The organism is Odoribacter sp., from assembly GCF_985060555.1.
Genome location: NZ_CFKYFN010000044.1, coordinates 23207 through 43143 on the forward strand (window position 1 = coordinate 23207; position 19937 = coordinate 43143).

The following is a 19937-nucleotide window of genomic DNA, read 5'->3' on the forward strand; positions in this document are numbered from 1 at the left end:
CTCACCCTTTCATCAACTCCTCTAATGTCACCACAAACGGCCGGGCTGACATTCTCCCTCCTTCATATCCGGACAAATGCGCCACATCCCACGTCCTGTCCCTCAATTCCGGTTCTTCTACCTCACTGATGGAATATACCAGATAAAAATGCTCTTTCACGGTTTCCTTTTCTGATGCCGGATAATGTTTTTTCAGCAAATCATGCTGACTATACAGCCGAGGACCACCGGGAACAATACGATACAACCGCGCCATATGCAATCCCCCGGTTGTATGCAATAATAAATATCTTGCAGCAATTAAAGCAGTATCCAACTGAAGAGAACCTGTCCGTGTCCCTGTCCGGACGTTGTATAACCGATGCTTTAAAATCCAGTTCAAATGCTCTTCACTCTTGTAAAACCCAACCAACACCCTCGTCTCATCCGGGAATAATCCCCGGTTGGCACCAATATACTCCGGATACGGTTCCTTTACTATCGCTGGTTGATTTTCTTTATAGATTTCATAAGTACGCCAGGCCATTTTTTCACGCTGGGAGGTCCGGTTAAGGAAATGTTCCACCACCTCTTTCAGGAAATCTTTCAAGTCTTCTACTCCCTGACTATATTTGGAAGGATTAATGGCAAATGCCCCGACACCCGGCAAGATTTCATGAAAGCCTCTTTTTTCAAAAGAACCACTCCCAGGATATAAAATATAGGCTCCTGCACTGCGCCGGATAGCATCATGGTAGGCATGCATTTTCCAGATATCTTCCTTTCGGCAATACTGAGGATCGTCACCCGTTTTCTGCTTCACATCAAACAATTGAGTTGCTTTACCCAAACGATATTTTGCATCAAAATGCAAATGAACAATCAGTTCTTCCCGTTCGGCCTGCTCCTGCGTAATCCCCACAGGCCAGATCGTTAACGTATAATCAGGCCGCATCTCCAACGTCCAGCTTCCTCCTTCCGGATAGGTCGTACCCCCTTTAAAACGCCGGTTATAGCTAAATTCAATATTCAACCGCCGTGATTCACATTCATACACTCCGGATAGAGCAACATGCTGTCCCTCTTTCAATTGCAAAGCTAACCCATCCTCCGAAGGAACAATCAGTTTTTCTACGTTTTGCAACTTCAAGTAAAAAACCTCCTCCACCAAATGCAGCAACCTGAAAAACAACCAATATTCGTACAATTTAGCGACATCTTTTTTACCGGCCTTGTACACATCATCTCCTCCTTGCCATACCAACTTAGCTGCCAGGTCAAACATCAGCCATACCCGCAAAACTTCCCGATACCCTTCTTTACGCTGTAGCACTGGACTATTCAGCGGTAACAAATCGGGCATCCCGACCTGTTTCAACAGACTATGATTCAAATACTGCGACAAGAAAGCAATCACTCTTTTCCCCTCTTTTTTCAATCGATCACCCGCCGCTTTATGTGAAACGAAAGTATTACAAAAAGTATAGAAAGTAGAAAGGGCATATTTCACAAAACGATTTTCAGGAGTATCCACCGTTTCCCTCAAACTTCTGGTTTCAATCTTTTCAGGTAATGTACTGAACCTTCCGTAAAGCGGATGTCGTTCGGGAATTCCTATACGCTGGGCAGAACACCTTATTTGCTTCAGAGCCTGACGATCCAATCTTCTTACTCCGCATACGCTTCTTAATTCTTTGTTTTCATCCCAGCAAGTCACGGGAGAAGAGAAAATCTGATGAATAGCGTTGGCAAATTCCGCGGAATCAATGAGCGATTTGATAAAGGCAAACCGTTGATATAAGATTTGCGCATCACCCGATGGGCTCGGTTCAAAATACTGACAGACCGGAGAATTACAATACATCAACAGTTCTGTGGAATGTTCCGTGATCTCCTCCAGCATCTGGCGATAATCTTCCCGGTAAGTCTCTTTAACAGAGCGAACTTCCAACTGAACTTCTCCGCACCATTTCTCTCCCCGGCAAACTGCCACAGATAACATCCCCACCTGGTTCCCAGTCTGTAAAATCCCTGTGGATTCGTTCAACCGGGAGGAATAAACGACCTCTCCTTCCAGGTGATAACCGGCATCTATCCCATACTCATAGCTCTTGCCTTCCACCAATTGACAACACGATTCCCCATAGGCCTGCGCTTCCTCCTGCGATATTTCAAATAAGGTCCCCTCTTGTCCAAACAGTACCAGGGAAACTGTCTGACCATCATTCAACGTTACGGATATATCCAGCCTGTTCATCCCCTAAGCCTCTGCATAACTGACAAATCCATTATTCACTACCCCTTTGTACATTCTGGCCAATTTATCCAAAGATAAAGGATATTTTACCCCAGCTATCGGCTTATCCTTTACAAAGTAATCTTCCACATTCTGCCCCTCATTCAGGCACAATTCACCCAGAGTACGCAAAATACCTTCCAATTTCCGCTGGGAACCATGTAATTTAGGCAACAATTTCTGCATAATTGCCGCATCAATCACTTCATCTTCCGTCCACGCCGGAACAAGCCGATCAGCAATAGCCACAAAAGTACAGATTTCATTAGCACTCCGGAATCCAAACTCCGCCCCTGCATTTTTCAACCGACTGAAAAAATGAAGCAACGTTTCATTCAGTTTTTCACTCTCTTTGGGTTGCAATCCCTTATGGACAGCCATCTCCACAAAAGACTCCCCCATTACAGCTCCTTCACCCTGAATCTTTTTTAAATCAACCGGGACTTTGTATTTTAAGAATTGCTCCATTTCTCTGGCTGTTACCCGAAACTCAATCACATTGGCCCGGTCCAGTACTTTCGGACTAAACATATAAGTCGTTTCGTCAATGTTCACCGTACCGATAATAAACAAATTCGACGGCAAGCTGATTTTAGCAGGAACCCTGCATTTTTTCCAAATTTCGGTATCCGGATGTAAAGGAATAGCCTCTTGCGATTCCATCACACTGAGGAAATCAGCAAAATAGCGTTCCACATGGCTTAAATTCATTTCGTCCAGAATCAGGAAATAAGGTTTATTCCGGTTCTCCTCCTTACCGGCCTGAATCAAAAGCTCCAAAGCCCCGTTTTCAGGCATTACATATTCTCCTTCGCTCAAAGCATTCGGATATCCCAGCAAAGGTTCCCGGTTGGTCCAATCCGCCCCCACCGGCACCATACACACTTGCTCCTTCTTCTCACAAATCCATTGAGCAAACACCTGAGCTAATTTCGTTTTCCCTGAACCCGCCAATCCCGTCAAGATCACAAACGGCTTAGCCAACAGAGCCGTCACAAAACGGTTGAGTAACTTATCTTCAAAGAGCAAACCCGTTTGCAGCAAAGCTGTTTTTAACAGTTCTATCTTAAACTCCTTATTCTCATTTTTTTTCATTGGCCCACCCTCCATCAGCTGTTTGTATTCTCCAATAATTTGCAATAAATCGTCTTCCATACTCTCATAATCTAACTTTTGAGAAGTATCATATACTTTAAAAACATAAGATTCTCCATATCTCTCAGGAACAATATCAAATTTTTCAAAATAAGTGTTTATAGTCACCGCCTCTTTGGGTACAGCCCATTGTTGGTGAGCCAGATAAGTTTCACTCACTCCATAAGCCAATACCAACTTTTGATATTTTTTGTAATATAAATAAACCGGATAAATTCCTTGACTAGTAGTCTGTCCTTCATATAAAAAAGAAATCCAAGGTATTCGTGCAAAACCTCCCTGTCCAAAACTTACCTTAACCTTCAAACCCTGGAAACTTTTCCTATATCCTTTTGTACTCAATTCCCCTGCTTGTGACTGTGCCAAAAATTTCTTCAAATCGCTCGAAAAACTTTTCTCCTGATCCACAACTACTTTCTTTTTCTTATCTACAATTTGAAAACCTCTATTTTCCAACAGCTTAAAACATTTGGATTCCTTCCCTCCAGAAAAATTATTCCGATCCAATTCCTCCCCATTAGCAAAAACATTAGCATAAGAAACCACCAATTTCGGAGGAAATCGTTCACCTTCGTATAAAACGTCGTAAGTCGACGACTGTGCATGATTAGGTACTCCTTCTTTCCGAATTTTTTGAATAGCTTGTAAAATATGCTCACGAGTGATCGTACTAAATTCTTTCATAATAATCGACTCTGTTTTGATTCCATTTTTCAAAGATAGATAATATAATTTTCAAAATTATTACTTTGATTCATATTTTACCAATATGATATATAAAAAAACTCTCCCCTCAGCCAGATTCCCAAAAATGGTCGTATATCTGATATACACCTCTGTTCCTGCGTGATAAAATCCTTTTCGAGCAGGCCACGCAGGGCAGACTGTACGGAACTTGGATAGGACAGACGGTAATTCCGGACAAACTCGCAGGAAGTGACAGCACGGACCTTGCCTTCCTTAGCCAGAGCAATCAGCAATTCCTTCTATTTTCCAGGCATCCGGTACAACATTTCCAGATAGGTATATTAAAAAAATCCATTACACTGTCGAGGGCCGGAAAAATCATATCCCGCGTATAATTCCCTCCCGGAGGAGTCGAACTGTACAAAACATTCAGCATCTTTTACAGATACCAGGTGATTCCTTCAAATTGCCGATAGATCGCTTCCACCACTTCCGGTACAATCATTTTTCCTCCCTGTTCGAAATGCCGGATGGCAAAAGCCGTGTATTCAGGCAAAGCAATGCTTTCCAGATACATCATCGAAACACGCTGATAAAAAGGACGGGAGGCACTCAGGAACATATTTCCCATGACATGCCGCCGACTGCCCGCAAAAATAAAACAGGCTCTTTTACCCTTGGCTTTAAACCTTCGAGAATCACCTTACTCAGTAGAAAAACGAAATCCCGCAACGCAGCTATCGCATAAATATCCACAAAAAAAAGTATAGTATGGACGGACTATAGACTCATTTCTGAATCAATGTTCTATCAGTCCGCTTTTACCGCATTCTGCGGGTGGAAATCAAAGCCAGATTATTACCATTACTGATCTCCCGGATCAACTTTTCCATCTACCGGTCACAAAAATATTCGGGAGAAACATGCCCGCTGGTTACGAAAAGATTTATCAGAATGGTCACACTTCACAAAATTAATTGATACAAATACAATTATTATAAAGCAATAATCAAAATCCAATAAAACACAGAAACCGACAAAAAGAAAAACCGCGATGGCCGCTAATAGCCATCGCGGCAAGGTTTTCTCTATCGCTAACCTTCTTCTCTACTTCCGGAAGCAGCCGTTTCGGCAGCAGGCTCCACCACTATCGTGTATATCCCCGGCAACACAAAGCTACGTCCCAGGTTCCACACCCGGAGGTCGGCCCTGTATGTGCCCACTGGGATCGTATGCTCCTTCGCGATCCGGAACACCCCGGTCAATACCACCTCCACCTGCGAGGCGATCCCGGCCCTCACTTCCCGGCCCGAGTCATCCCGCAAGGCTGCCAACTCATAGTATATAGGGAAAGTACCGATCACCCCCTGTATCTTCTCCGATTGATAGGGTATCGTATCCCTGCTACCCGGATCGGCGGCAATCCGGAGCGTATCGGTGACATACCCGGCTTCGCCCGTTTCCAGATATCCCTTGGTGATATCATCGCAACTGTAAAATCCGATCCCTGCCAGGATCAGCATTCCTAATATTCCTATTTTCATAATATATTCTTTTATCATTTGAATTTTAACCGAATTTCCCTTCAACGTCCTCCTGTCCTCTCCTCACCACCGTCTACCACCGGGTCGACCATCTGAAAGGTGGTCGACAACGAATGCACCACAGCATTATCGGTCATGATATCCCCCGAGGCCACGTGCCACGTATGACCCGATTCCAGGAAGTGGAAACCGATGCCGTCCGCTCCGATGTCCGGCATCCCCTGCCAGCTGCCTTTCACCCGGTACACCCGCAAATCCAGACCGTTCAGGGTTTCAAAAACCGTTCCCCCTTCCAGCGTACCCTGCACCTCATACGGGAAATCCACCCGCACATGCCGTCCTGCAATCACATACGACAACAGAATCTCCCGGCACAATGCATCCGGCATATCCGCCACCGAGCGGTAAACCAGCTCCCCCTCCTCATCCGTCGTTCGCAAAAGGAACTGCACGATACTCAGATTCGTCAGACCGAACACCGTCATCTGCGGACAATCCGGGTCTTTACCGTCGAACAGGTCCGCCAACCCGGCCTTCCGGACCATGATCACCAGCGAGTCCCAGTTGCCGTGCCCCGCCTGCATATATTCCCAGGCCGTGCCGTCGTAAACCCCGTTAGCCAGACCTGTATCGTGGAACGTATCTTTTTCACAACCGCCTGTTCCGCAAGCGATGACGAACATTATTCCTATCATATAATTTTTCATATTCCATATATTTTTTATTGTTTTCCCGCCGGGAAGGCATCCCCCGGCAGGAAAACACAGATTATAAATCGACGGCTCAAAACTTTCCTACCCAGTAAGCCGTCTGTTTCACCTTCGGGTTATTGTTCATCGCATCCAGAGATACCGGCAGGAACAAAGCCCCGGCCGCCACATCCGTTTCCGTCAGATCACGGAAGCCCCCTTTCAGCAGGTTATAAGTGTGATTGCGCATATAATCGAAATACCGCACCCCCGTCTGAAACAGCAACTCCCTGTCGCGTTCCAGCTGTATCGCCCGCCGGAGGTCACCCTCCGCCTCCGAATAACCGGCCACGCCCGCACGGCGGCGGACAACATCCAGGTCGGCAACGGCCCCTTCACGGTCACCCGTCGCCGCCTTCATCTCCGCCCTCAGGAGCAGGATGTCCGGCAGGCGGATCAGTATATCGTTCGCTAACAGCGTACGCGGCGTACCGTCATAAATTCCGCCCGAGTAGTATTCCACCTCCCGCCACATCCGAATATAGGCAGCTCCTTGTGTCACAGACACCGGCTCTTCCTTCATCCGGAAGAAATCGGCAAAATAGGCCTGTAAACGCAGATCCTCCGGCGTGTAAAGCCTTTCCACCGTCCCGTTGCGGATAAAGAATTTACGCCGCGAGGCAGGGGTCGTCCCTTTCAGCACCGGCCATTTTTCGACCGTCCCCCCGATATAGCTCCCGAAATCCTTATACTCCCCCCGGCTGTCGTCATAGCACACCTCGAAGATCCCTTCCGCAGAATTTCCGGCAAGCACCTCCGTACATACCTCCTCCGGGCTGGCCACCAGACGGTAATTCGGGTCCCCGATCACCTTCCCGGCAGCTTCGATCCCCAGCGCATAATATTCCGGTTCCTGCCCGTAGCCCGCTATCCACGCATACACTTCGGCCAATATGGCATACGCCGTCCCCCGCCCCGGGATCTGACGGGCCGTAAGTGGTTTACCCTCCGGATCCTTCAACTGATCCGCAGGAGGCAGGTATTCCGCTGCCAGCAGCAGGTCCGCCACGATATGCCCGGCGATCTCCCGCCAGGGCGTGCGCCCCTTCTCCGAGATATCCTCGTATTCCAGCACCAGCGGCGCATCCCCCCACAACCGGATAATCTGGAAATACAGGCAGGCACGGATACACAGCGCCTGACCCATATAAAAACGGTAACGCTCCTCCGGAAGATCGGCCCGGTAAAGATTACCGATCACCAGATTGGCCGCGCTCACGGCTTTGTATTCGTACATCCAGCTGAACTCCACGGCTGTAGCCGTATAGCCCGAAAGGTTATGCTCATTGGCCTCCCGCCACCGGGCAAGGCCGAAATTATCCAGTAGCAGACCGCGGTCGCGGTAGTCCTGCGTAAAACTTCCCAGTACCTCACGGAACTGGGCGTGCATGCCATAAACCGCTGCTTCCACATCCGCTTCGCTACGGAAATGGTTCGCTACCGTCGTATTATTCTCCGACAACTGCGTCAGGAAACTGTCACATCCCGACAGGAGGAATAAAGCCAGTCCTGCGATATATCCGATCATCTGTTTTCTCATCGTTTAAAAATTTAAGGTTAGTCCGATTGTAAAGCGGCGCGACAGCGGATAGGCGTTGTAATTGTCCACTCCCGTATACGGGTCCACCGTCTCCGGGTCGCCGCCCCGGTAATCCGTCAGCGTAAAAAGGTTCTCACCGCTTATGAAGATCCGCGCACCGAAACCCGTCGCTTTCCGCACCGCTTCCGGCAGCGTATACCCCACCGTCACCGCCTGCAGTTTCAGGTAGCTGATCCGCTGAGCGTTCGAGGCCAGGTTGGTGGCGAAATTATACAGCCCGTTCTCCATCCGGTTGGCCGGATAAGGCGCACCGTCGCCCGGATGCTCCCAGAACAGCCCGTCGAGACTCTCCACCAAATAAGGACGAGCCATATCGGCCGGGTTCAGCGCAAGGTAAGTCCCCAGCGAAGCCCCCCGGGCAGCATCCAGCACCCACTTGCGGCAAACGAAATTGAACAGCACGGTCACATCCAGCCCCTTCCATGTCAGATCCGTGGAAATACCGCCCTGAAACTGTGGCAGGGGGGAACCGATATATATACGGTCCTCCGCCAGCGTACCGTAATTATAAATCTGACCATTGCCGTCCACGTCCGTGATGATCCGGTCGCCCGCCCGGTAGTAGGCGCTCCCCTCTCCGCGGAGGTATTTCTTCACCCCGTCCTCATAATAAGAAGGCACGTCGCTCCGGCGGCCGTAAATCCCCCGGTCGTCGAAGGCATAAATCCCGTAAAGCGGCAGCCCGATCACCGAAAGGTTGTTCGCAAAGCGGGCCGCCGTATTCTGGAAATCGCGCCCGTTCAAACTCTTAGCCAGCCGGTTCCGGTTCCTGCTTACATTGAACGACAGGTTCCACTGCCAGGTCCTCCCGCGCACCAGTTCACCCTTCACCTCCAGCTCCACGCCCTCGTTGTCGATGCCGTACATATTCCGCCACGGGGCCAGGAAACCCGTATGCGTGCCGGGAGTCGGGGGATTGTACAGCAACCCGCGCGTCCGTTTCAGGTAATAATCAAAAGTGAGGCCGATGCGGTTGTCCAGCAACCCGAGGTCCAGCCCCGCATCGTATTCCGTTGTCTTTTCCCAGGTCAGGCCGCTGTTCGAGACACCTGCCCACCATTCGGGGACCACAGTCGGATGCCCCAAATAGGGAGCGCCCTGATCCAGTTCGCCCTGTGCCAGATAGGGATATTCGAAGATACGGCCCGTACGCCCTTGCGAGAAGCGCAGCTTACCGTAATTCAGCCAAGGTTTCAGCGCCTGCATAAACGGCTCCTCCGTAAACGTCCACCCCACAAAATACGAAGGGAACCAGCCCCAACGCACATCCTCGCCGAAGGTCGACGAAGCATCGCGCCGCAGGGTGAAGCCCGCATAATACCGCTCCCTGTAATTGTAGTTCAGGCGGCCGAACAGGCCCACCATCGTCTTTTTCTCATAATCCGAATAATAATCCTTCAGGTCGAGCCGGGCCTCCGCATCGTACACCTGCGAGTACCAAGGGGCGTAATGAATGGTGTTCGAGGCAGCCCCGAGCGCCTTGCCCGTGTTATTGTTCATCTCGTCCTGCTGAACGGAAAAACCGAGCAGCAGATCGGCATGGTGGCTGCCGCCCAGCGTCCGGCGGTAGGTCAGCAGGTTCTCGTTGAGCACCATCAGATGGCGGGCGATCGTGCCGCTGCTATAGGTTTTACCGTATTCGTTCACCTCCTTCGGCAGGAAAACGTTCTGGTTGTTCTGGAGATAATCGACCGCCACGCCCGATTTCAGTGCCAGGCCGTCGGCGATCTCGTACGTCAGATCGAAGGAAGTGCGCAGCTTGTAGCTGTCGTTCTTCTCCCTGGTGCTCTCATAGCGGCGGGTCAGCTCGCCGAAATAAGGCGTTCCGGGACCGGGCAGCACCGTCGAGGTGAAAAGGAAGTCCGGCAGCGTGGAATAAGCCGTCGGCGCCGGATTGAAGGCATCCACCCCTTTGCGCGAGCGGTTGTTGTCGGTATAGGCCAGGTAGAAGCGGAAATTGCCGTAAAGGTGGTGCGCAGGCTTGAAGGTCAGGTTCGAAAAGGCCGAAAAGCGGCGGTTGCCCGTACCCCGCAGCGTTCCCGCCTCATCGTAGAAGCCCAGGCCGACGGAATAGGCGATTCCCTCGGCCCCGCCCCGGACCTGGATATTCGCATTCGTGGCATGGGCGGGGCGCAGGTAATATGCCATCAGGTCGGTGGAATTGTTATAGAAAGGGTTCAGGCTGTCCTGATACACGGTCATGTCCGCGCCGTTGCCCTCGTTCCAGAAATAATCGTAAGGCTTGCCCAGGGCGTAACCTTCCGGATAGCGGTAGGAATCCGTTTCCCGGTCGTAGTACACTCCCGCATAATTTTTCATCGCCTCCAGACGGGCGCGCCGCTCGGCATTCCCGCCGATCCGCTCCGGCAGCAGGGGCTGCAGGATAAAGGTGTGGCTGACATTGGCCGAGAGCAGGGGGTGCTGGTTGTAGCGGCCCTTTTTCGTCGTGATGATCACCACCCCGTTGGCTGCCCGCGAGCCGTAGATGGCTGCCGCTGCGGCATCCTTCAATACGGTGAACGTTTCGATGTCGTCCGGGTTGAGCGAGGTGAGCGGGTTGCCGCCCACCTTGAGGCTGGCGTCGTCCGAGGCGATCACCCCATCGATCACGAACAGCGGGTTACGGTTGCCGGCAATTGCCAGGTCGTTCGCACCGCGGACAATGATGCTCACATCGTTGCCGCCCGGATCACCCGACTGGCTCGCGATATACACCCCCGCCATCTGGCCCTTGGCCAGCGTCAGCACGTTGGATGCGGGCTTGTTCTGCAGCCGGGCGGCATCCACCGTCGCCACCGAGCCCGACACCTGTCCGCGCCGCTGCTCCCCGTAGGCGACCACCGTCACCTCCTCCAGCGATTCACGGCTCTCTTCCAGCCGCACACGGAGCGTTTCTCCGGCACGGTAACCCACCGTCACCGTCTTATAGCCCACACACGAAAAGGTCAGCCTGCCGCGCTCTTCGGGCAGGCGGAGTGAAAAACGTCCACCGTTGTCGGTCACCCCGCCCGTAATTCCGTAACGGACGGTCACGCCCGGCAGGGGAACGCCCTTAGCATCGGTCACCAGACCTTTGACCGGATAAGTGGATTGTTGCTGCGGCACTCCTGCCTGCAAAGGGACGGGCAGGGTAAAAGCAGACAATAAACAGAAAATAATGGCGGTCAGCCGTTGCTTTCGTAAGCTCAGGCCAACGCTGCATGCGTTTTTTTGCATAACTTTGTCGGTGTTAATATTAGTAATAATGTTAATTGAGGCGGGAGGACTGGACGGGCACGCCAATGTCACCCAGTCCCCCGCTGTTTTTTTATGGAATCTTCATTTTTTTCCGGTTCACCTCCTTCCCTGTTTGCATTGTTTCGTTTATTTTATCGTCCCTGTATCCTTTCCGGACAGAACCGGATCTATACAGGCCGGATCGGAAGGATCGATACGCAACATTTCCTCCAGGTCCGTTTTTACCCGGCAGAAAAAGATCAGGTCATGGGCGATCAGGTCATGCAGTTCCGAAATCTTTCCCGTAAAAATGCTCTGACGGTAAAGGATATTGTTCAGGCGCCGTTTCTCCTTCTGGGAATCCGACAAATCCGTGAACAGATAAAAGCTGCAGGCCTTGATCAGGAAGGGATCGATATCGCTCCACGGATGGGTGTCGAGTAATTTTAATAGCTTGCAGCTCTTTTTTACGCGGGTATAAAGAATGTGTAATATTTCACATTCCGTTGAGTCGGCGGTAACCGAAGGACACATCATCCGCGACATTTGCAGGTAAAAGTGTTTCAATGGTTCATTATCCGTTGAAATAAAGCCTTTGGGCAGACCGGACCCGGTCATACCGGAGTTTCCCCGCCGGAAGGTTTCTTCTTCTGAAACTGAATACTGATTTACTGTCGGTTGAAAAATGTCAGGGTGTTGTTCGTTTTCCATAATTAAAGTTTTATTCGGTTTATAACTAAAAATGATTAAAAACTCTCTATTCAAATTGGGTTAATAAGTCAGGCAGGAGGTTCCATACCTTTTATTTAACAGGGCGTTGATATAAATTCCACACCGCCAGGTATTTTTAATGCAGCGTTGTCTGTTTTCCTTCTCATGTAAATTCTTGTTTTCTTGCATACACCATTATTTTAATTTTATTACTCTCAATCATGCCGTGTTTGCCATATTCTCCTCTTTTTTGATTTAAAATCAGGATTTGTTGTACCCTTATCTATTGATTTAAATAACGGCTTCTTGTATTAAGCACCTATACATGCTCTTATTATTTAATAAAACGCCCTTTCTTTACTGTGTTATAAAACAAAATATAGAACATGAAATCGGCGATAGAACTGTATATCGTACAAAAAGTTAAAGAGCAGCGTAAAAAGAGAAAAATGAGTCAACGCTATCTTGCAGATTGTTTAAATGTATCTCAAAGTTTCATAAGGAATATTGAGAACGAAAATGATGATACTGCTTATAATATTGACCATCTTAATGAAATTGCAAAAATTTTTGACTGTTCAATACGTGACTTTTTTCCAGAAAAATACCTTTAACTATTTGATATAAAAATAATTCACTTATTGTCTTTATCATTACATTTTTTTGTATATATCTCAGACTCATACGTGTTACAAATAATGCTTTTTTGTCAAGCAAAAGGAAAAGCAAAATAAATACGGACAGTTCTCGCCTTTCCTGTTGACTAACACCGCTCACGGCTGCGGGTGCATTAACACTCCGACACAGGGGTACGAAAACCGCCGTATATCGAAGTTACAGGCATAAAAAATGCCTGTCATAGAATGGCAGGTTTTCCCGCCATGAACGATAATGTTAGTCGTAACAAACATATAAATTTCTATAGACATATCAAAATAAATCTTTCTTATTTTTCAAATTATTTTTATATTCCCTTTCTTTCTTGATGACTGCCCCCCTGCTATTGTACAAGTTTTACAGCGAGCAATTCGAAGCAGAAACTTCACATCTGTTTTTGTATTACACCTCCCCAAAGAAGGAGGTGTAATAGTCAAGACTTGGTCTAACAGTCAGTTTACTATTGGACAAAAAACTGTCAGAACAAATCTTGATTATTCTAAAATAAGTCTTCGGATATTTTACAATCATATTGACCCAATTTATTCTACAAGATATTTTTCCCCTGCCATCATCAATAATTTTTTGTAGTCTGGAGTAAATAGAGTAGATAAATAATACTCAAAGGATCCATTTCTATCTTTATATTTTTTGATAGCATCTTCTTCTGAAATTGCCTTCTTCAATATGTCATCAGAAATATAAGAATGATAAGAAGTTATAAGTTTATCTAAAGCTCCTTCTGGTCTTTGTAGGAAATCTCGATATGCAATAAATACATCTATATTGATGATTGTAATTTTTTCTATCTGAGATATATTATATTCATCCTTCATTTTTTCTAATTCTCCAACAAACCATTGGTTGACCAAATCATTAATTCCAGGACAATTATATATATTATCATGGAGGATAATTATAGGATAAATTTTGACTCTATTTTCTTTATAGCATGAATCCCATTCTGCATTCTTTTTTAACAATTTCTTGATATTATATAATAATTGGAGAATAGCCTTTTTACTTATACTTCCATCTCCTTTTTCTTCATAATAAAGGCGTTTTTTCAATTCTGCTGTAATTTTAGTATAATCATTTGAAATTTTAACTTCTGATGGAATAAGAATATCTTTTGATTCAAATAAGTAGATTTTGTTACCATTACGAATATAATAATCTGGCTCAGCATCAATATTGTAAGTATTTTTAATTTCTTCTCCAGATTTTTGAATATATTTTTTTGCATAAACATCAAAAAGAACGTTATACAATAAAGTTCGTTCTGAAAAGTGATCACAATAAAAAGCTCTAAAACCTTTAATCTTATCCTCTTTGGATAGTTGATTATTTAATTCGTTCAATTTGAAATAAACTCCCTTATAGATAAGTTCCAGCAAAAAATACCCATATACAACGCAAAATTCACCAGCTTCAATTTTATAGAAAGGATGGCTGCGTAAAATACGAAAATCTATATCTTCTATCTCATTTTCTGCTGTTAAACGTTCAATAAAAGTACACTTCCACTCATAGGAATCATCATTGGGATCTATTATTAAATTGACATATGAGTTTTTATCTTTTCGTCCATAATAAATATATGCAAACGCAGTAATATGGGACATTAATTCCTGCCAATTTTTACAATCATGATATTCAATGTATTTATTATATAATATTGGTAATTCTTCAGCTAAATAGTTATATAAATAAATAGCTTTCTCTGTTTGCACTAATAATTCTTGCTTATAACTATAATTAGTTATATCAAAATATTGAAACATTTGGGTTAACAAAAGTGCTTTTACTCGATTCTGCTTAATGTCTTTTGTACTTTCACTAGCTATATCATCTCCTCTATTTTCTTGTTCGTTAAATAGAAGATATACTTTTAGTATATTAATTTCAATTTCCGCCTCAGAAAGAGTGATTTCCGTATAGGTAATATTGTCAAATACAAATTCATATAAGCGAAGCGTACTTTCTATATTGGTTATTATATATCTATTAATATCAGATTTTTCCTGATATAATTTTCTCCATATCTCGTTTATGTATTCATTATTTTCTGCATTAAAATAGCTTGAGAAGAAACCTTCTACTGTTTCCTCTCCCCTTGAAAGGAATAGGCTACATAATTTGAGTAAAACTTCTTTAGAAATTCCATTAAGATAATGCAAAATTTCATCCGGCCGTTCGGAAAAACAATCTTTATATTCCAATCTAATATATTCGTTCATAGCGTTTTTTCTACAAAGAAAAAATTTTTATTCAAATAACAGTAAATACACCATTATTTATAGTTTTTTATGGCATTATCATACTATAATGCAATGGGAAATCATAGGGGCATTTCTCATATATGATGTGTTGTGCCACCACACTCTTTTATCACTTAATCACCTCTTTCCGATATAACGTGATGACATATGGTGTAATGCATCGTCAGCTTTTTAAATCAACGGATTAAAGCCTATAGAAATTCCAGGACTGACCTTTGCCTGGTTTGAGTTTTTAAAGTTCCCATTCCAACATCAGCAATTGTAATAAGTTTTATTTTTAAACTTCAACTGCCCGACATTATAAAGCCAATCGACTGAACGTCTTTACAATCCCTCCTATTTTTACCTGTATTGAAGTAGTCCAACAGATTTTCATCTAAACCTTAAATATTCCCGATAATGTTTCTTCATTTTATAATCATATATTATTCTTGAACTACACCTTTAATTCTCTTACTTCCACTACACCCTGTACATTTCGACAGATCAAGATTCTTTACGACTAACTTATTCCTATTTTCAACCTCATAAATTCTTGAAGGAGGACTATTTTTAATTGAATCCAAAATCTCTTCAACTTCTTTAAATACATTCTTAGGTAAATCAGAAGACATAGAAAATCTTTTCCGCTTTCCATACATATATTCAAAAAGATGGGGATAATTGTCTTTTATATTTTTTCCTTGCCCTTCATATAACTCAAAGTGAGCAAAAGCAATCATATTTCCTCGTTCTGTAGAAGCGATCTTTTTAGGCCCCAATCCGATCCAATTAATTTTACATTTTATATCGACATCCTTTTTCCAAGGTGCAATACCACCTATCCCGATCACAGCATCATAATTCCAATTTCGAATTCTTCCCATACAATCTTGCGTACCAAAGACTCCATCTAAATCAGGATCACCCTTATGTGTCCTTTTATATATCAGAACTTTCATATCACCTTTAATTTTCGAAACATTATTTACTTTAATTTAGGGAATTCTGGGACGGACCTTTCATCCGGTTAAAGTTTTCAAACAATCTGCGTTGTTCTTTGTATTTATTAAACATAAATCTCCCTCCCGAATTTAGTCTAAGTGATCATGATGTTTACTATATTTGTGTGCGAACTCTTTCGCATCTTTTATGTTCTTTTACAAAGGTACACATTCTCCTATATTTCTCAAAATTCATCTTTCCCATTTTCCAAATGGAATGCCGATAGAGCAAGTACAACGCTTACCCGGTCATATCAAGATTGACACCACCTTGCGCTATGCTATGGTCAATCAGACCAACATAAAATTGGCACACAGAAAATACCTAACTTAATTGAATAGAAAATTGGCTAACTTTCAGTACCTTTATAGTCTAAACGCATGGACAATCAGCAACGATATAATAGTACCGCAAACGACTGAAAAACAAGATATGCTTTCCGAAGATTACAATAATTGGAGGAAAGAAATTATCTCATTGATTGAGCAATCCAAATTGAAAGCTATCCTTGGCGTCAATGCAGAATTGCTTGCTCTTTATTGGAAAATCGGTAGCGACATTTTAATCAAGCAAAAGGAGAGCGGTTAGGGTGTAAGCCGCTTGCCAAATTAGAACAGTTGCCAATTCGGAAAGCCTCACTTGCCGAATTGCCGTGTAGGAATTCCGGGACGGACCTTTCGTCCGGTTTGAATCTTTAAAGTTTCCATTCCAACCCTAGCAATTGTAATGAATTTAATTTTTAAATTTTAACTTCCCGGCATAATTTTACTCCTCTTGAATCTCCTTTTCAGATTGTTTATCGAGTTCCAAATAATCTTTTGCATTCAACGGCGTAATAACGTCCTTTCCGGTACGGGATTCTATTTCCTTTCGTGCATTTCCGGCCACCTGCCCGCCTTGTTTGGCAATAACTTTACTTTCAATAAAAGTAGCGGGCTTCTTTTCCTTTGAAATCTCGGAAGTGGTAGCTTCTGCAAGCATATTCAGGATCAGTTCTATATTTGACATATTGTCCCGGAGGTTTTCTTTTTTCAACCCTTTAAAATCCTTGTATTCTTTTGTAGTCATGCCAGCCCATGCCTGAGTGATAATATCTGTGAGGGTGGCAAATTGTATGCCTTCTTTCAATCCTCTCCTTTTCCATTGGCTTCGCTTTCCTCTTTCGCACCTCGGCAAAACTTGTGTAAACACAGTTCTGCTCTCGGTTTGTCAGTGGTTCGTCTGTCAGATCTTTTCGTACTTCAATACTTTTCAGACGTTGGTTGATCCAATTGTCAGAATACCCTAATCTCTTATATTCCATCATCGCCCGGTCAATCGTCAGTTCCGGATCCTGCATCTCATCCAACCGTTCCCGGACAACCTGCGCCATCCATAATTTGAACGGTTCGGCTTTGGGAGATGGAATGGATTGAATCAATCGGAATAACTGCCCGGTATCAGCAACATCAGTCATTCTCATCTTCCCATCAGCGGCACGCATTTTCAACTGGTGACAATTTGTCACCGTTTCATTTCCTTCTTCTTTTAGCCTCTGTTTCAGCTTATTCCAGTATTTACGTCCATCAGCACTGTCCGTCAGTACAGAGATAACGTCAACTATAGAAAAATACCATTTTTCCTGCTCACTATCCCAGATAGTACGAACTTTCTTTTCTTGAAAGATTTTTATAGCTTCTTTGTGTGTCATCGTTATTCAGTATCTTACTTCGTATAACCTGCAAATCTACCCCATGACCACGATTCCCTAGTATATACACCTAAATATAAAAAAAACTAAACATGTCAAAATCAACCTTTTCCATTTTTCAAATTATTTTTATCCAGTCATCCACTTCTTTCTTGTAATTCAGTAGTCTCTCCCAGAAACTCCCCTCTTTGATAAATAAAGTATTTTTCATAAATTTATAGGATTCAATCCGGAAACTATGTGCTTATGGTAGACTTACAACTCATACAGAGCAAAATATATGAAATCCGCGGACAGCGGGTAATGCTGGATTTTGATCTCGCACAAATGTATGGAACGGAAACCGCACAATTAAAACGTGCTGTCCGACGAAATAAGAAACGTTTTGACGGTGAAGATTTTATGTTTGAGGTTACGCGTGATGAACTTTCAAGATGCCAAATTGGCACCTTGAACAAGAGCCGTGGGAGTAATATCAAATATCTGCCCTTTGCTTTTACAGAGTTGGGAATTGCTATGCTAAGCAGCGTACTTAACTCTGAAACAGCCATTGAAATAAACAAAGGTATTATGCGTGCTTTTGTTGCTATTCGTCAATTGATAGCCAATCCCCCGCCAGATAAACATTCCCTGCTTCAAAAAGAAGTAAAGGAGTTAAAGCAATATATCGAAGAAATATTCACCGACCAGAACGACATCAACGAAGACACCCGCATGCAACTTGAACTCATCAATCAGACACTGGCAGAATTGCAGGTACATCAGAAATTGTCAGACAAACCGCACCGCCCTATCGGTTTTATCCGCCCGGAAGAAGATTAATTGAGTTTTTATATTATCTGAATATTCTGAAAAATTATATCCCTTTTCTTTTTTATAACTGACAACTCTATTGTCGTATAAGTTTTGTAGCAGAATCCTCGCATCTATTTTTGTATTTACACCTCCTTCCTTTAGGGGTTAGTAATTCCCGTTTTTTGCACTTTCTGATTCTCTGTGCAACGATTCAAAAAACTTTCAAAATCAAATGCTTTCTCTGCAATAAATTGTTTATGCCAGGCAAAGTCACGGCAAAATGCGTCCAACCTGTTCAGCTCTTTCCCGGTTTCCTCCTTTTTCCCTCTTAGCATCCGGCGAGTTTATCAGGTAATAAAGGCAGGTATTTTTAATATGCTCCAGATTCAAAACCACCCCATCGAGCTATCCGAAAAGCCTTCCATCAATTCCGTATCATTCTCAATACAATCAAAGGAAAAAACCTCGACGTGAGGAGCTTTACCGAAAACGACCCGATCGCTTTTCTGAACCAGTACGCGGAAGGCATGCTCCTCGACGAAGTACACCATGCCCCGAATTTATTGTCGTATATTCAGGGTATGGTAGACGAGGATACCAACCGGCGTTTTGTCCTTTCGGGTAGTTCGCAGTTCGCCATGCTGAAGAAGATTACGCAGTCGCTGGCGAGGCGTACCGCCGTATTCGAGCTGCTCCCCATGTCCTGCGCCGAAATACGGAAAACAGCCACCGGTACGCCGCTCGACGATCTATTGTTCAGCGGATTCTATCCGGCAATCTGCTCGGGACGCAACATGCCTAAATTCCTCTATCCGGCGTATGTGAAAACCTACCTGGACAAGGGTACGCGATTTGCTGCAAATCAAGGATATGATGCAGTTTCATACATTTATCCGGCTTTGTGCCGAGCGCATCGGCTCGTTATTCAAAGCCTCGGAACTGGCCAACGAGATCGGTGTCAGTTCCCACACGATAACGGCCTGGCTGCCCGTACTGCAAGCGCCCTATACCGTAACCCTGCTGCCCCCGTATTTCGAGAATACACGCAAGCGGCTGACCAAAACGCCCAAGCTCTATTTCATGGATACGGAGCTTACCTGCCATCTGCTCGGCATCGAATCGCCGGAGCAGCTCGCACGGGACAAGATGCGGGGAGCACTGTTCGAAAACTTCATCGTGACGGAGGCATTGAAACAGCGGTATAACATGGGCAAGGAAAGCAACCTCTATTTCTACCGGGACTCGAACCAAAACGAGGTCGATCTCGTGCTGAAAAAAGTTCGGGGTTGTACGGTATCGAGATCAAGTCGGCCATGACCTACCGCACAGATTTCGAGAAGGCGCTGAAACAGATGGACAACTGGATCAAGGAACCGGTAGCGGGCAAAACCGTCGTGTATGCGGGGACACTCGAAAATACCGCAGGAGAGATCAAACTGTTGAATTATGCCCATCTGGATGATGTGCCGGAATGATTTTCTATCGCCGGCTTTCTCTCTACGAGTGGCGGTTCAGAAACACATGCAAAACGGTCTTTCGCATATAACAATAAACCTCCTATGATGGACTCGAAGAAACGTAAAATGATATTT

At 44.9% G+C, this 19937-nt stretch carries 16 protein-coding genes and 4 pseudogenes; 7 read left to right on the top strand and 13 right to left on the bottom strand.

The features are described from left to right. Position 1: 1 nt before the first annotated feature. The 9 genes and pseudogenes from AC5RDS_RS05925 to AC5RDS_RS05965 form a co-directional block, all read right to left on the bottom strand. Positions 2–2236, bottom strand: coding sequence for a DUF2357 domain-containing protein (locus AC5RDS_RS05925; RefSeq protein ID WP_306450701.1), 2235 nt, complete (start codon positions 2234–2236; stop codon positions 2–4). Positions 2237–2239: 3 nt separating this feature from the next. After that, positions 2240–4114: an MrcB family domain-containing protein gene (locus AC5RDS_RS05930; RefSeq protein WP_113028399.1), complete on the bottom strand. Its 1875-nt coding sequence runs from the start codon at positions 4112–4114 to the stop codon at positions 2240–2242. A gap of 77 nt (positions 4115–4191) precedes the next feature. Then, a pseudogene (locus AC5RDS_RS05935) lies at positions 4192–5010 on the bottom strand (ATP-binding protein). A gap of 201 nt (positions 5011–5211) precedes the next feature. Further along, positions 5212–5661 carry a hypothetical protein gene (locus AC5RDS_RS05940; protein WP_146752587.1) on the bottom strand — a complete coding sequence of 150 codons (450 nt, stop codon included), beginning with the start codon at positions 5659–5661 and terminating at the stop codon, positions 5212–5214. A 41-nt stretch (positions 5662–5702) separates the two neighbouring features. Continuing rightward, complete coding sequence (locus AC5RDS_RS05945) at positions 5703–6368, bottom strand: hypothetical protein (RefSeq protein ID WP_306450700.1); 666 nt, start codon at positions 6366–6368, stop codon at positions 5703–5705. Between the two features lie 76 nt (positions 6369–6444). Next, positions 6445–7950: a RagB/SusD family nutrient uptake outer membrane protein gene (locus tag AC5RDS_RS05950; RefSeq protein WP_306450699.1), complete on the bottom strand. Its 1506-nt coding sequence runs from the start codon at positions 7948–7950 to the stop codon at positions 6445–6447. A gap of 3 nt (positions 7951–7953) precedes the next feature. Beyond that, on the bottom strand, positions 7954–11226 hold the full coding sequence (locus AC5RDS_RS05955) for a SusC/RagA family TonB-linked outer membrane protein (RefSeq protein WP_306450698.1): 3273 nt from the start codon (positions 11224–11226) through the stop codon (positions 7954–7956). A gap of 147 nt (positions 11227–11373) precedes the next feature. After that, positions 11374–11937 (bottom strand): hypothetical protein, encoded by a 564-nt coding sequence (locus tag AC5RDS_RS05960; protein WP_306450697.1) that lies wholly within the window; start codon positions 11935–11937, stop codon positions 11374–11376. A gap of 60 nt (positions 11938–11997) precedes the next feature. Next, positions 11998–12126, bottom strand: a complete 129-nt coding sequence (locus tag AC5RDS_RS05965) for a hypothetical protein (RefSeq protein ID WP_262893862.1) — start codon at positions 12124–12126, stop codon at positions 11998–12000. A gap of 197 nt (positions 12127–12323) precedes the next feature. Between AC5RDS_RS05965 and AC5RDS_RS05970 the strand changes: the two genes are divergently transcribed. After that, complete coding sequence (locus AC5RDS_RS05970; protein WP_087381393.1) at positions 12324–12551, top strand: helix-turn-helix domain-containing protein; 228 nt, start codon at positions 12324–12326, stop codon at positions 12549–12551. Between the two features lie 585 nt (positions 12552–13136). Here the strand turns inward: AC5RDS_RS05970 and AC5RDS_RS05975 are convergent. Beyond that, positions 13137–14834 (bottom strand): hypothetical protein, encoded by a 1698-nt coding sequence (locus AC5RDS_RS05975; RefSeq protein WP_195305667.1) that lies wholly within the window; start codon positions 14832–14834, stop codon positions 13137–13139. A gap of 467 nt (positions 14835–15301) precedes the next feature. Continuing rightward, complete coding sequence (locus AC5RDS_RS05980; RefSeq protein ID WP_195305668.1) at positions 15302–15817, bottom strand: hypothetical protein; 516 nt, start codon at positions 15815–15817, stop codon at positions 15302–15304. Between the two features lie 256 nt (positions 15818–16073). On the opposite strand from AC5RDS_RS05980, the pseudogene AC5RDS_RS05985 reads away from it, so the two are divergent. Continuing rightward, a pseudogene (locus AC5RDS_RS05985) lies at positions 16074–16193 on the top strand (integrase); the annotation flags it as partial. Further along, positions 16194–16448 (top strand): DUF1016 N-terminal domain-containing protein, encoded by a 255-nt coding sequence (locus AC5RDS_RS05990; RefSeq protein WP_229041821.1) that lies wholly within the window; start codon positions 16194–16196, stop codon positions 16446–16448. A 177-nt stretch (positions 16449–16625) separates the two neighbouring features. Here AC5RDS_RS05990 and AC5RDS_RS05995 read toward each other — a convergent pair. Continuing rightward, a pseudogene (locus AC5RDS_RS05995) lies at positions 16626–17550 on the bottom strand (BRO-N domain-containing protein). Between the two features lie 246 nt (positions 17551–17796). Here AC5RDS_RS05995 and AC5RDS_RS06000 point away from each other — a divergent pair. Beyond that, positions 17797–18372, top strand: coding sequence for an ORF6N domain-containing protein (locus AC5RDS_RS06000; protein WP_087384270.1), 576 nt, complete (start codon positions 17797–17799; stop codon positions 18370–18372). Positions 18373–18731: 359 nt separating this feature from the next. On the opposite strand, the gene AC5RDS_RS06005 is transcribed toward AC5RDS_RS06000, so the two are convergent. Beyond that, the gene (locus AC5RDS_RS06005; protein ID WP_228026175.1) at positions 18732–18896 is read right to left on the bottom strand and encodes a hypothetical protein; all 165 of its coding nucleotides are present in this window, start codon (positions 18894–18896) and stop codon (positions 18732–18734) included. On the opposite strand from AC5RDS_RS06005, the pseudogene AC5RDS_RS06010 reads away from it, so the two are divergent. The 3 genes and pseudogenes from AC5RDS_RS06010 to AC5RDS_RS06020 form a co-directional block, all read left to right on the top strand. Beyond that, positions 18852–19001 (top strand): annotated as a pseudogene (locus tag AC5RDS_RS06010) (AAA family ATPase); the annotation flags it as partial. The gene AC5RDS_RS06005 and the pseudogene AC5RDS_RS06010 sit on opposite strands and share 45 nt — an antisense overlap. A gap of 214 nt (positions 19002–19215) precedes the next feature. Then, complete coding sequence (locus AC5RDS_RS06015) at positions 19216–19662, top strand: DUF4143 domain-containing protein (RefSeq protein ID WP_228026174.1); 447 nt, start codon at positions 19216–19218, stop codon at positions 19660–19662. After that, positions 19659–19820 carry a hypothetical protein gene (locus tag AC5RDS_RS06020; protein WP_229032425.1) on the top strand — a complete coding sequence of 54 codons (162 nt, stop codon included), beginning with the start codon at positions 19659–19661 and terminating at the stop codon, positions 19818–19820. The genes AC5RDS_RS06015 and AC5RDS_RS06020 overlap by 4 nt, the downstream gene beginning before the upstream one ends. Positions 19821–19937: the final 117 nt, after the last annotated feature.